The sequence below is a fragment of the Caedibacter taeniospiralis genome, from assembly GCF_002803295.2.
GTDB classification, from domain to species: domain Bacteria; phylum Pseudomonadota; class Gammaproteobacteria; order Francisellales; family Francisellaceae; genus Caedibacter; species Caedibacter taeniospiralis.
Map to the genome: position 1 here is coordinate 90,354 of NZ_PGGB02000002.1, position 12,873 is coordinate 103,226.

12 protein-coding genes and 1 pseudogene are annotated in these 12,873 nt (G+C 42.7%); 3 read left to right on the forward strand and 10 right to left on the reverse strand.

Annotated features, from left to right (window positions below; all coding sequences use genetic code 11):
- From CU053_RS01270 to CU053_RS01285, 4 genes are all read right to left on the reverse strand, one after another.
- On the reverse strand, positions 1-225 hold the full coding sequence (locus tag CU053_RS01270) for a sulfurtransferase TusA family protein (protein WP_100551239.1): 225 nt from the start codon (positions 223-225) through the stop codon (positions 1-3).
- On the reverse strand, positions 225-1,301 hold the full coding sequence (locus CU053_RS01275; RefSeq protein ID WP_100551240.1) for a tRNA (5-methylaminomethyl-2-thiouridylate)-methyltransferase: 1,077 nt from the start codon (positions 1,299-1,301) through the stop codon (positions 225-227). The genes CU053_RS01270 and CU053_RS01275 overlap by 1 nt, the downstream gene beginning before the upstream one ends.
- 98 nt (positions 1,302-1,399) lie before the next feature.
- The gene (locus CU053_RS01280) at positions 1,400-2,692 is read right to left on the reverse strand and encodes an adenylosuccinate synthase (protein ID WP_100551241.1); all 1,293 of its coding nucleotides are present in this window, start codon (positions 2,690-2,692) and stop codon (positions 1,400-1,402) included.
- Between the two features lie 155 nt (positions 2,693-2,847).
- Positions 2,848-4,365, reverse strand: coding sequence for a fumarate hydratase (locus tag CU053_RS01285; RefSeq protein ID WP_100551242.1), 1,518 nt, complete (start codon positions 4,363-4,365; stop codon positions 2,848-2,850).
- A gap of 336 nt (positions 4,366-4,701) precedes the next feature.
- Here CU053_RS01285 and CU053_RS01290 point away from each other — a divergent pair, with 336 nt between their 5' ends.
- Positions 4,702-5,559, forward strand: a complete 858-nt coding sequence (locus CU053_RS01290; RefSeq protein WP_100551243.1) for an SPOR domain-containing protein — start codon at positions 4,702-4,704, stop codon at positions 5,557-5,559.
- Between the two features lie 38 nt (positions 5,560-5,597).
- On the opposite strand, the gene CU053_RS01295 is transcribed toward CU053_RS01290, so the two are convergent.
- The 4 genes and pseudogenes from CU053_RS01295 to CU053_RS01310 form a co-directional block, all read right to left on the reverse strand.
- A complete protein-coding gene (locus CU053_RS01295; RefSeq protein ID WP_100551244.1) occupies positions 5,598-6,104 on the reverse strand; it encodes an SGNH/GDSL hydrolase family protein in 507 nt (168 codons plus the stop codon).
- Positions 6,094-7,374 (reverse strand): annotated as a pseudogene (locus CU053_RS01300) (IS256-like element IS4502 family transposase). The gene CU053_RS01295 and the pseudogene CU053_RS01300 overlap by 11 nt, the downstream one beginning before the upstream one ends.
- 104 nt (positions 7,375-7,478) lie before the next feature.
- The gene (locus tag CU053_RS01305) at positions 7,479-8,144 is read right to left on the reverse strand and encodes an SGNH/GDSL hydrolase family protein (protein ID WP_158106911.1); all 666 of its coding nucleotides are present in this window, start codon (positions 8,142-8,144) and stop codon (positions 7,479-7,481) included.
- Positions 8,145-8,155: 11 nt separating this feature from the next.
- Positions 8,156-8,851 (reverse strand): YggS family pyridoxal phosphate-dependent enzyme, encoded by a 696-nt coding sequence (locus tag CU053_RS01310; protein ID WP_100550623.1) that lies wholly within the window; start codon positions 8,849-8,851, stop codon positions 8,156-8,158.
- Between the two features lie 46 nt (positions 8,852-8,897).
- Between CU053_RS01310 and CU053_RS01315 the strand changes: the two genes are divergently transcribed.
- The gene (locus CU053_RS01315; RefSeq protein ID WP_100550622.1) at positions 8,898-9,938 is read left to right on the forward strand and encodes a type IV pilus twitching motility protein PilT; all 1,041 of its coding nucleotides are present in this window, start codon (positions 8,898-8,900) and stop codon (positions 9,936-9,938) included.
- Here CU053_RS01315 and CU053_RS01320 read toward each other — a convergent pair whose 3' ends face one another.
- On the reverse strand, positions 9,939-11,348 hold the full coding sequence (locus CU053_RS01320) for a potassium transporter TrkG (RefSeq protein ID WP_233263303.1): 1,410 nt from the start codon (positions 11,346-11,348) through the stop codon (positions 9,939-9,941).
- A 339-nt stretch (positions 11,349-11,687) separates the two neighbouring features.
- On the opposite strand from CU053_RS01320, the gene CU053_RS01325 reads away from it, so the two are divergent.
- Entirely contained in the window at positions 11,688-11,873 is a 186-nt protein-coding gene (locus CU053_RS01325; protein WP_100550620.1) for a CBU_0585 family protein, read from the forward strand.
- Between the two features lie 17 nt (positions 11,874-11,890).
- Here CU053_RS01325 and glyQ read toward each other — a convergent pair whose 3' ends face one another.
- Positions 11,891-12,781 carry a glycine--tRNA ligase subunit alpha gene (gene glyQ, locus CU053_RS01330; RefSeq protein WP_100550619.1) on the reverse strand — a complete coding sequence of 297 codons (891 nt, stop codon included), beginning with the start codon at positions 12,779-12,781 and terminating at the stop codon, positions 11,891-11,893.
- Positions 12,782-12,873 lie beyond the last annotated feature (92 nt).

Here is a 12,873-nt window from a genome sequence, read left to right on the forward strand (position 1 = left end):
TTAGGCCTTAATGATAAAGATAAACTCGTTGTTTTCTTCAAATTGCTCCACAATAACGTATTCATTAATCCTGCACCAGGCAGGAATATCGTGTTTCACCCCAGGGTCGGTACAAATGACCCTTAAATGTTCACCTGTATTCATTTTCTTCAACGCATTCTGCGTCTTAATCACGGGCATTGGGCACAATAAGCGCCGTAAATCTAACTCAATCTCAATGCTCATTAGATATACCACGTTTCGTCGATTTCATCGACTGTAAAAGGTTTGACTGTATGATCGCGCATGACACCGTCAGGATAACTAAAGCGTAAGCTCACCTCATCCGCATCACGTCCTTGTGAGAAGCGGGCAATAATTTTAGCTACAAAAGCCTCATCTTTGGAAGTAAACTGACCGTCGATCAAAGTCAGTGGTCCTCCATGGCTTTCAACCGTGGCGCTTGGGAACTGATGCTTATAGCCATTTAAGAAATTACTCTCACCTTCTTCACGCGCAATAATGAGTTTAAACTCAGGCTTTGGACGCAGGTGCCTGCCTATTTTCAATAGCATAATATCATCAAAATCATAGTCGCGCTCGCCATTACGTCCTTTCCATAAATCCACCAGTTTATCCGAGTATTGCTTATCGGTTAAAAAGCAGCAGCCACCAGCTCGGGTCGCGTAATCCACAAAACCATAATCTTTGGCTAACTCAAATTGAGGTGTGCGACTTCTGCCATGAAAACCAAATAATTGCTCACGCTTAACCCAGCCTTCACGTTCAGGTTTTGTCTCTGGCAGATTCTTAGCACATAAAGGACGCAGTAATAAATCATCAATGCCCGATTGTTTTTGAATAACTGGCATCGTATCTTTGCGCTGTGACATGGGGCGTTGCCCAATTACCTCACCTGTGATAATAAAATCAAAGCCGTTTTCAAGCGCCCACTCTTTGGCTTTTTTGACCATAAATATTTTGCAATCCAGGCATGGATTCATATTGGCGCCATAGCCATATTTTGGATTTAACAGCACATCCTTATATTCTTCGATGACGTCAATAATGTGAAGCTTTATACCCAACTGTTCGGCAACCCACAACGCATTATTGCGCTTTTGTCTCGCGTGATCTTTTTTACGAATGGCATGTGTGTGCCCCTCGACACAAAATCCGGTGAAAAAATTAATACCTTCAACGTGAATGCCTTGATCAAGAACCACTTTGGTCGCAAGCATAGAGTCTAAGCCCCCTGAAATAAGCGAAACAGCCTTGTACTGTTTTTTAGCTGGGGAGTCAGAGGAGTTAGATAATGTCATTTACTTTATATTTTGAATCTTAAAATTTGGCACATTGTACGCGCTATGAGTGATTTTTTCAGCATTCAAATACAATTTTATCTTCATTTTTTGTCGTATTAGAAAATACCCTTCACAATCACATTCTGATTGCGCTCAGGACCCGTGGAAATAATATCTATCGGCACATTCAATGTCTTCTCAATAAACCTCACATAATCACGCGCTGCTTGAGGCAATCTATTGTAATCGGTTTGATTAAAGGTTGCTTCCGACCATCCGTTAAATGTTTTATAAACTGGCTTACAGCGAATGTAATCGGCATTGCCATAAGGAGGATAAAATACCTCTTTGCCATCGAGCTCATAGGCAACGCATACTTTTATTTCTTTTAAACCATCTAATACATCGAGTTTGGTTAAACAAATCGACGTGATGCTATTGATCTCAATCGCGCGACGCAAGGCTACCAAATCAAGCCATCCCGTGCGGCGCTTTCTACCTGTTACCGTACCAAATTCACAGCCTTTAGTCCCTAAGTGTTCGCCGATTTCATCAAACAGTTCCGTAGGATATGCGCCACTGCCAACACGTGTTGTGTAGGCTTTGGTAATACCCACTACCGCATCAATATAACAAGGTCCAAAGCCTGCACCTGAGGCAACTGTACCTGAGATGGTATTGGATGAGGTAACAAAAGGATAGGTTCCATGATCTATGTCTAAAAGCGTACCCTGTGCGCCTTCAAAAATGATCTTGCCGTGACGCAAACGGATCGCATTAAGATCTGCCGAAACATCTGTTACCATCGGTAAGATGGTTTTTGCATAGTTCAAGAGGGCTGCATAAGTTTCATCTAAATCAAAATATGTTTCGATTTTGTAGTAGTTTTTAAGGGTGAAGTTATGTAAATCCAGCAAAGCTTTAAGTTTTGCCTTAAGTTTTTGCGGGTGTGCCAAATCACCAATGCGAACGGCACGACGCGCAATTTTGTCTTCATAGGCAGGACCGATTCCGCGTTTAGTGGTTCCAATTTTTTGGTCTCCTAAGGCATTCTCTCGGATCTCATCTAACGCCACATGTATGGGCAAGACCAAAGGACAGGCTTCACTGATACGTAAGCGCTCAAAAACGGGCACTCCACGCACCAGTAATTCTTCCATTTCTGTATGTAAGGCATCAAGCGACACCACAACCCCATTACCAATAAAGCTTTTGACGCCGTCGTGCAATATGCCTGAGGGAATAAGACGCAATTTTGTTACCTCACCATTGATCACCAGAGTGTGTCCTGCGTTGTGCCCACCTTGGAAACGCACAACGGCATCCGCTTTGTCTGTTAAAAAATCAACAATTTTGCCCTTACCCTCATCACCCCACTGGCTACCTAAGATAACAATGTTATGGTTCACTGAAATTCCTTACTTTGCTAATTAAGCTAGCATGTTAAAGATTTTTGAGAAACTTGACAAATGAAATGCTTGTTTTTATTGAATAACCCCAGTCATTAAGTTGGAGAACCCTAAGTCCTAATGGCACTAAAGTCCGACAATGGACTGAAAGATTGTCATTTCTTGGCGCTCATTTCAGCAATTTTCGTCTTCCATTCCATGGGTCCTGTGTGGTGTACTGATATTCCCTGGCTGTCAACTGCAACGGTAACAGGCATATCTTCTACTTCAAACTCATAAATTGCTTCCATGCCCAAATCCTCAAACCCCACGACTTTTGCCTGGCGAATTGATTTAGAAATCAGATAGGCAGCACCTCCCACTGCCATTAAATAAACAGCTTTGTGTTTTTTAATCGAATCAATGGTTGTTTGCCCGCGTTCTGCTTTACCTACCATGCCAGCAATACCAACACTGCCTAACATAAAATCGGTGAACTTATCCATACGTGTCGCCGTTGTGGGACCAGCAGGACCCGCAACCTCATCACCAACGGGATCAACAGGACCCACATAATAGATAAACTTACCTTTTAAATCGACAGCTAATGGCTCGCCATTTTGCACCATATCTACGATACGGTTATGTGCGGCATCTCGCCCCGTTAATAATTTGCCATTGAGCAACAACGTTTCCCCTGGTTTTAAGTTTTCAATCTCCTTTTGGGTAATCGTGTTTAAATCAATTCTTCTGACTTGTGATTTATCTGTTTCTGTGATGACTGGCCAGTCTTCTAGTTTCGGCACAGGTAATTTCGCGATGCCTGAGCCATCCAGGCTAAAGCGAACATGCCTTGTGGCAGCACAGTTTGGAATTAACGCAACGGGCTTACATGCTGCATGGGTTGGGTATTCATGAATTTTCACATCTAACACGGTTGTTAGCCCACCCAAGCCTTGCGCACCGATACCCAAGGCATTAATCCTGTGATAAAGCTCAACACGCAGTTTCTCAAGCTCGGTTTGTGCGCCACGTTCAAGAATCTCGTGCATGTTGATTTCTTCGCCCAAAGACTCTTTTGCCAAAAGCATTGCTTTTTCTGCTGTACCTCCAATCCCAATGCCAACAATACCAGGCGGACACCATCCAGCACCCATTGTTGGTACCGTTTCAATTACCCAATCAACAATGCTGTCACTTGGGTTTAACACCTTAAATTTAGATTTAAATTCAGAACCGCCGCCTTTTGCCGCAAGCTCAATATCAATATTTGACCCAGGCACCATATCGATATGTACGATGGCTGGTGTATTATCTTTGGTATTTTTGCGCGCACCATGTGGTGGACTCACCATGGATGCTCTTAATGGATTCTCTGTGTTTAAATAGGCACGGCGCACGCCTTCATTGACAAGCTCTGTAATGGTGCGATCGGTGTGATCAAGCCGTGCTTCCATCCCGACTTTAACAAAAGCACACACCATACCTGTGTCCTGACAAATGGGTCTATGACCATAGGCAGCCATCCGTGAATTTATCAAGATCTGACCAATAGCATCTTTGGCAGGTTTTGATTCCTCGTGCTGATACGCACGATACATCGCCTGTACAAAGTCTTTAGGGTGATAATAGGAAATGAATTGCAATCCATCGGCAACGCTTTGAATAAAATCTTCTACTTTAATAACTGACATACAAATGCCTCTATTGGTTAAACTTCGCGGCATTTTAGCAATTATTATTGCTAAGTGCGACTGCCAAAAGACGAGAACAATTTCGTCCATGGCGTATTGCATACGTCTTTGCAGCGAGAAATAAAGGTAATGATCGAAAAAAGTGTTATTAATCACAAGACGCAACAAATAAGCTGATTTACCTGTTAGAAACCTGGACTTGCGACAATCTCGCGACAAAACTTGTGACACTTGTTTCTGCAATAAAAGAGCCTTGCAAAATAATTCTGGTATTGCTGGCGCTAACATTTAGATAAATGTGCAAATACCGATAAACATACTTTATACTTTGGCAAGATGGCATTAGAATCTCCACCACAATTAAGAAAATGTCAAGCCGTTCTCATTACAATGCGTGATTTTGCAAAAAACCATACAGTCGCTCCAAGACCACAAAATAAGGTACCAAGAGACAGTACGAAGCCGTCTTCGTTCGCCCTAAGAAAAGTGATTTTAGCCATATTATTACTGATTCTTATCGTCGCTTTTATGATGAGTTTTTACAACAAGAACGGTAGCAAGGCGCAAGTCACGCCGTTGACACAGACCACTATCCAGCAAGCACCTCCAGCGCAAAAAAGTGATCAGCAAAGAGCGGTCCAGACATCTGAAAAATTGCTGAGCACTCCTGTCGCAGTGCCTCAAGCTTCCAGTAATGTTACCGTCGATACAGCAACCCCCAGCGCGAAGAATAACAGCGATGAGGGAAAATCAGGTGCTCTTTCGGCAGCACAAAGTGCCAATACCAGTAGCAATACCAATACCAATAAAGAGTCTCCGACAACATCCAAAAAGGCTACCCAGCAGCAGCCACTTACTTTTACGTTCTATGATACATTAACCAATAAAACAGTTCAGGTGGATACTAACCCTGAAAAGTTAAAACAATATCGTTATACCTACATGCTGCAAATTGGCTCCTACCGCAATTTAAGTGATGCCAACGCCACACGCGCTAAACTCATTCTTGCAGGGCTTAAACCAAGCTTGAAGAAAGTGGGGGACTGGTACCGCCTGGATGTGGGACCCGTGTACACCCAGCGCGATGGCGATGTATTAAAGCACAAAGTAGAAGCAGCAGGCATTTCAGGGAGTATTTTGCGGGAGGTTGATAGGCAGGAAATTCCCGAGCAGACAAGCGATGCAACGCGCTAAGATGATGCAAGCACAGGTGCGCGAGGATTTTAATGCCTTTAGGTCCGCTGAATATAACTCATAAGTTCCTTTGCTAAATATTGATGAATAACAGTTGTTGGGTGCATGCCGTTGTAGAACAAAAAACCTGCGCAATAGGGAAAATCCCCTGCCTTAGCACAGGTAAGATCAACCTTTTGGATGATCCTGAGTTTCTGTAAAATATGCTCTTTATTAAAATAAACATCAAGGAAAAGCTGGTCAATTGGAAAGATGTGATTGGCAGAAAAGCGCCCGAGGGTTTGCAATACGAGATTGATGTGCAAATTCAGATTATACAGTTGTGAAATGCTCGAAATAAGCGTAAGCACAGCACGATGTGCGTAGTTATTTTTAACATGTTCACCCACCAGGTTGGTTAGCGCAGGCACCATTGAAAAGTCGGGCAGGTTTAAAACATAGATATGAGAAGCAGGAACCCCTTTATCCATAAGGAGTTTCACCGCCTGCACGATATTGTCAATCGGAGAGTTATTGTCAAATTTAGTGTATGGCTTAAGCGGCATTTTGTTTATCCTGTTTTATTTTGTCTACTTCATGCTCAGAGATCCCATCAATAAATTTAACCATATTAATCACCTCAGCCAGTCGCTGATGGCCTCTTAATCTCGACCAGGTTTTCTCAGCCTGTCTAGCAAGTTTAAAGAAAGCGCAAAGTAGCGTTTCTCTTGAGTAGCAACCTCTGGCTTGTCGGGTTCGGTGTCGTATCGTTGCAAAGCTTGATTCAATTGGATTCGTAGAGCGAATATGACACCAATGTTCGGCAGGGAAGTTGTAAAAAGTAAACATTCTTTCTTTATCTTTCGTCAGACACTCAACCGCTTTAGGATACCTGGCCTCATACGTCGCAACAAACTCTTTGTATGCTTCTTCTGCTTGCTCTTTCCCAGGGGCCATGTACATGTTTTACGCTAATTTGACTTTCTCTGGACTGCATAGCTTTAGGTAGCTTGTTAAGAATGTTCGCTGTTTTATGGACCCAGCAACGTTGACATTGCGTTTTAGGGAATTCTTTCTCAAGGGCAGACCAAAAGCCCATAGCACCATCACCCGTCGCTAATTCAGGCCCCGCTACCAATCCTCTGCGCTTGATATCACGCAATAACTCTGCCCAACTCTCCGCGCTTTCTCTAAAACCATCATCAAATGCAACAAGCTCTTTCTTCCCATCTACTGTCGCACCTATAATGACGAGCATACAGGTTTTTTCACTTTCCATGCGGGCTGTCAAATAAATCCCATCAACCCACCAGTAAACATAATGCTTATCCGATAAAGAACGACTCCGCCATAACGCAAGCTCAGCATGCCATGTCTCTTTTAATCGACAAATCACCTGTGCCGATACATTTTTCGCATTTTCACCCAGTATGGGGGCTAAGGCCTGCTGAAAATGATTCGTCGAGATTCCCTGCAAATACAGCAAGGGTAACAACTCATCAATCGTTTTTGCTCGTCTCATATACGGTGGAATCAGCAGTGAGTGAAACTGAATACCTGTGCCTTTGCGATCTCTAACCTTAGACTAGGCACTGTCACCTTCACGTTCCCAACCCCAGTTGCAACCTCTCGCGTAGGATGATAACCGTTACGAACAACCTGATGTTTCCCGTCATCCAGCTTCAAATCTGCCAATGAATCCATAAATTCTTTAAGCTCCACAAGGATCGCTTCGTGAATGGCTTTATTAGCTGCTTCTCTAATCAACCCAGTTAAAGCATCTTTTACTTCAGTATCTACTGTATTTTTAAGATCAAGTACGTTATCTTTACTCATGTGTGTATTCTTCTTTTGAGAGTTTTGTTACGCAAAATAATGCTATCATTCTGCAGTGAATACACCACCTAAACAAGGCTGATTACTATATTCCAGCCCATACACTAAATTCGAGTATATCTCTCAATCGGATGCGCTATTGCCTGTCCATTTCTTGATGCGATGCGTACAATATTTTGATAAAAATCATTTCCTCCAGCCCAGATAATAAAAAGCGTATTGGGATTTGGCTTATTAGCAACGTTTGACAAATACAGCTGCAACTGCTTTAGTACTCCAGGAACGCAGTTGTAGTTACCGTAATCACCAATACCATTCTGGCACTGTGCCATGCTGTCGCGTGCCCATGTTGTATCCGTCAGATAATAGTCGCCAGTTTCCGCTGAGGCTGTGGCAAAAGAAACATTTTTTGCATAGGCGGCATTTTTCACCAAGCCTTTGATATTAGAAAAATCACTGCCTGCTTCAAGCGGCATTTCTACCAAAAAATAATTCAACCAGGTTTTACGCACTGGATTTTGGGTCGAAATTTCATTGGTAATAGGCGCACCAAGCTGATTAACAATGCCCTCAGGCTTCACCCAATAATTGTTACCCATATTCTGCCCATCTGGCGCACTATCACTTAGACTGTCACCAAAGACAATCACATTAGCGTATTGTTTAGCCACAGCTGGATATCTCATTTTTGCCTGGCGATTAAGCAGTGAAATCACGACGATTACCACAATCAGTGACAGTAATAAACCCCAAAAAATCCTTTTTAACATAAGCACCTCTTTTATTCTCGCTGCCCAAAGATGGCGCTTCCGACTCTTATTATGGTGCTTCCTGCAGCAATTGCGGCTTCCATATCAGCACTCATCCCCATCGAAAGTTGATCCATATTAAGCTTAAATTTTTGATTTAATGTTTCTTTTAAGCTTGCCAGGCGAGTGAAGCTTGTTATTTGCTGCTGGTAATCCTCACTTTCTTGCAGCATACACATTAACCCACGTAACACCAGGTTAGGGCAGTTGCCAACATAGCCAACAAGCGCATCAATCTGACCGATCTGTGCGATTGAGATGCCTGATTTTTGCGGTTCCATATCAACATTGATCTGTAGGCAAACCTGCATTTGTTTGGAAAGTTCCTGACAATGCCATTGCAATTTTTGTGCGTGTCCTAACTCGGATAGGGTATGTACCCAATGAAAACATTGCGCAATTTTCTTAAGCTTATTTGACTGAATTCTGCCAATGTAATGCCAACGGATATCGGGTGGCAGCTGTGGAATTTTATCCATGGATTCCTGAACAAAGCTTTCGGCAAAATCCCTTACCCCACAGTTATAAATTTGCTCTATCGCTTCTATACTCTGTTTTTTAGACACTGCTAGTAACAACGGTGGGCGCGAAAGAGGAGGTGAAAACTGAACTATCTTTTTTTGAGTCATGACTAAATTTTGTCGCAGTTGTTGTCGCGTATCATTCATCTGCTATAGTTTCAAATATGGATTTTAAGTAAAGGGACATCATAGCATGAACTTAAAGGAATTATTATCGCTTTGTGTAAGTCGAAAAGCCTCGGATTTGCATATTTCAAGCGGTGTCCTCCCTATGCTGCGTATAGATGGACACATGGAATCTATCGATCAAACACCACTGCAGGCTGGTATGGTGCACATGTTTATTAAAGACCTTATGAACCCAGAGCAGCTAGACCAATTTCAGGAAACACTGGAATATGATTTCTCCATCCATGCTCCTGAAATTCATTCGCGCTTCAGGGTTAATGCCTTTATGCAGGATCGAGGTCCTGCGATTGTCTTTCGCCTGATTCCTGAAAGCGTGCATAGTTTGGAGGATCTCAAAGCGCCTGAAATCTTCAAGCAATTGACGCATCAGCTGTATGGCTTGATTGTGGTCACAGGTCCAACAGGTAGTGGCAAAAGCACGACTCTGGCAGCTATGATTGATCATATTAACAAGACAGAGAAAGGGCATATTATTTCAATTGAGGATCCTATCGAATTTACGCATATCCCGGAGAAATGTCTGATCAATCAACGGGAGGTCAAGCGTGATACTTTAAGCTTTAATAACGCATTACGTGCTGCTCTTCGCGAAGATCCTGACTACATTTTAGTAGGGGAAATGCGTGATATTGAAACAATTCGTTTGGCTCTTACAGCCGCAGAAACAGGGCACTTGGTTTTTGCCACACTACATACTTCATCTGCACCTAAGACCATTGATCGCATCATTAATGTATTTCCAGGAGATGAGCAATCAATGATCCGTTCAATGTTATCCGAGTCATTACAAGCGGTCATTGCACAAAGGCTTATTAGCAAAAAAGAGGGTGGCAGAGTTGCCGCACACGAAATCCTCATTGCTAATACTGCTGTGAGAAATTTAATTCGCGAGAATAAAATTCCTCAGCTTTATAATGTACTACAAACCAGTCAGAGCAAAGGCATGCAAACCTTTCAACAGGCACTCATAAAGCTTTTTAATCAAGGAGTGATTAGTGATGTTGAGCTTAAAAAATATGATGGATCACAACAATCGCTTGAGTGATCAGCGCCGCCAAAAATCAGGGGTAAATAACACCAGAATGGTGAAAACTTCTAAACGCCCCAAGAGCATTCCAAAGTTTAAAAGCCAATGGGCAGCAGCGGGCAACGTGGCGTAATTAACTCCAACCTGCCCAAGACCTGGTCCTGCATTAGAAATACTGGCTGCCACAGCGGAAAAAGCAGTTATAGAGTCTACCCCAACCCCCATCATACATAGCCACAAAATAACAAATAAAATAAAATACGCCGCGACAAACCCCCATACACTACTCATCACACTTTCAGACATGACTTTATTGCCAAACTTTATAGGAAATACGCCTGCTGGGTGCACCAGGCGTCTTGCTTCACGAAAAGCCTGTTTTCTTAGGAGTACCGCGCGCACAATCTTAAGACCTCCAGAGCTTGAGCCCGCGCACCCTCCAACGAGTCCTATGATCATTAATAAAATTGGCAGAAATAAAGGCCACAGATGATAATTTGAATCTGAGGTAAACCCTGTTGTTGTTATCAGGGATGCTACTTGAAATATGCCATCCCAAAAAGCACGTTCATTGTTTTTGCTGGCATCTTGCGAAATAAGCGTTAGCACTACGACTACCATCATTGAAAAAGCAAAAAAGATATAGGCTCTAAATTCAGGATCACGCCAATATATTTTAAGAGACATTTTGCGCAAAGCAGTGAAATGCAAGGCAAAGCTTGCACCACCAATGATCATGTAAAAAATACAGATCGAATAAACCAGTGGCGTCTGTCCTGCCATTGACGCATCGCTTGGGGCAAAACCAGCGGTGCTCACGGTTGAGTAGGCGTAACACACGGCATTAAACCAGCTCATGCCGCCAAGTTTGTAACTGATAATACATAACACCACCAACAATAAATAAACACCCCACAACACTTTTGCCGTATCAGCAATGCGTGGCGTTAGCTTATTTTCTTTCCAGGGACCATTAGCTTCTGCGCGATATAGCTGCATTCCTCCGACACCCAGCATCGGTAAAATAGCGACCGATAAGATAATAATCCCCATCCCACCTAGTAATTGTGTCTGCTGGCGATAGTACAAAAGACTCTTAGGCAGCACATCCAACCCGTGAATCACCGTAGCTCCTGTTGTGGTAAATCCCGAAATTGACTCAAACACGGCATCAGAGAAGCTTAGATCTAAGCCATTGGAGAGCATATAGGGAATGGCACCATATAGACCCAATACCGACCATATGGCAATCACCACAATAAAACCATCTTTAACCGTTAATTGTTTCCTGGACTTAGCGCTTAATGCCCAAAATGTCACCCCCGAAATCAGCGTAATTAAAAAGCTAAAGATAAAAGGCTCTGTATTGTGCTCGTCATAAATCCAGCTCACGACAATCGGCGTTAGCATCGTTAAACTAAAAAACATCAAGAGCATACCTAAGACTTTAAATATCGGACCTGGGCGCATAAAGGGTCTTTTCCTAAAATTATTTAATCTGATTCACATACTCGAACACGCACTACTTTTATACCCATCACAAACCATTTTACAGAATTTCTTGCTTTGCACTTTACGTGATTTTGGCAGATTGAATTTTGGCAATAGTCCCAGCTATTACCTGCAATCCAATCTGCCAAAATCTTCATAAACTGCTTCGCAATTAAACACCGCAAAATGATTTGTGATGGAGCGCTGTTGGAATAGGCCTTTTCAAGGCATTCTAGTATAATCGCAGTCGAAATAGAAACAACAACTTAGGTCACCATGTCAATTATTCTTAAAATACTCCATCTGTTTGATAACAATAAAAAGCGCGAGTATGTTAGTGACGCAGGAAATTTTCTGGCAGATTTTGATCGCGACTTTCCAACGCGTTCAAAATCACAAAAAAAAGAAGCGCAAAAGCATCGGAATATTTTCACACGCAAGACGGATGGTTTTACCATTTAAAACTCACCTCCCTTACTTCATGCATTCGCCAAAATCGGAAATCCTAAGTTTTCTCTGGTTTTATAGTAAACCTCAGCAATGCCGCGCGATAAGGTACGCACGCGCAAAATATAGCGCTGGCGTTCTGTTGCTGAAATTGCGTGACGCGCATCCAACAGGTTAAATGTGTGCGAAGCCTTTAGCATCATCTCATAGGCAGGAAGTGCCAAGTCCTTCTCTAGTAGGCGTACGCTTTCTTTTTCCAGAAAATCAAATTCGCTGAACAAGTGTTCAATATTGGCTTCTTCAAAGTTATATTGTGACATTTCACGCTCATTCTGTTGAAATACATCCCGATAATAAATGGGACCCATAGCAGTGTTTGCCCATAATAAGTCATACATGCTATCTACATTTTGCAAATACATAGCCAGGCGCTCAAGACCATAGGTAATCTCACCTGTGACAGGTTTACATTCCAATCCCCCCACTTGTTGAAAATAGGTAAATTGAGTCACCTCCATGCCATTAGCCCACACCTCCCAGCCTAAGCCCCAGGCTCCCAAAGTTGGTGATTCCCAATTATCTTCAACAAAGCGAATATCATGTTCCAATGGGTCAATGCCTAATATGCGCAGTGAGCCTAAATAGAGTTCTTGAAAGTCTTTGGGTGATGGTTTCATCACCACCTGAAACTGGTAATAATGCTGACCACGATTTGGATTCTCACCGTAGCGACCATCGGTTGGGCGACGCGATGGCTGTACGTAGGCTGCATTCCAGTTCTCAGGACCAATGGCACGCAAAAAGGTCGCTGGATGAAACGTTCCTGCTCCCACTTCCATGTCCAAAGGTTGCACGATCATACAGCCCTTTTCAGCCCAATACTGTTGTAGTTTAAAAATAATATCTTGAAACGTGAGTGTCATCGTTTATCCACATTTAACACATCAAAGTTGCGCTAGAGTATATACTCATTGACGTTGGTTTTGTAGTGTTTATCCTGTGCTTTACGCCAGGT

Bases quoted from the DNA above. Each gene is read 5' to 3' on its own strand.
- CU053_RS01270 (WP_100551239.1), bottom strand. From the start codon at position 225: ATGAGCATTGAGATTGAGTTAGATTTACGGCGCTTATTGTGCCCAATG.
- CU053_RS01275 (WP_100551240.1), bottom strand. From the start codon at position 1,301: ATGACATTATCTAACTCCTCTGACTCCCCAGCTAAAAAACAGTACAAG.
- CU053_RS01285 (WP_100551242.1), bottom strand. From the start codon at position 4,365: ATGTCAGTTATTAAAGTAGAAGATTTTATTCAAAGCGTTGCCGATGGA.
- CU053_RS01290 (WP_100551243.1), top strand. From the start codon at position 4,702: ATGGCATTAGAATCTCCACCACAATTAAGAAAATGTCAAGCCGTTCTC.
- CU053_RS01295 (WP_100551244.1), bottom strand. From the start codon at position 6,104: ATGCCGCTTAAGCCATACACTAAATTTGACAATAACTCTCCGATTGAC.
- CU053_RS01305 (WP_158106911.1), bottom strand. From the start codon at position 8,144: ATGTTAAAAAGGATTTTTTGGGGTTTATTACTGTCACTGATTGTGGTA.
- CU053_RS01310 (WP_100550623.1), bottom strand. From the start codon at position 8,851: ATGAATGATACGCGACAACAACTGCGACAAAATTTAGTCATGACTCAA.
- CU053_RS01315 (WP_100550622.1), top strand. From the start codon at position 8,898: ATGAACTTAAAGGAATTATTATCGCTTTGTGTAAGTCGAAAAGCCTCG.
- CU053_RS01320 (WP_233263303.1), bottom strand. From the start codon at position 11,348: ATGTTTTTTAGTTTAACGATGCTAACGCCGATTGTCGTGAGCTGGATT.
- CU053_RS01325 (WP_100550620.1), top strand. From the start codon at position 11,688: ATGTCAATTATTCTTAAAATACTCCATCTGTTTGATAACAATAAAAAG.
- glyQ (WP_100550619.1), bottom strand. From the start codon at position 12,781: ATGACACTCACGTTTCAAGATATTATTTTTAAACTACAACAGTATTGG.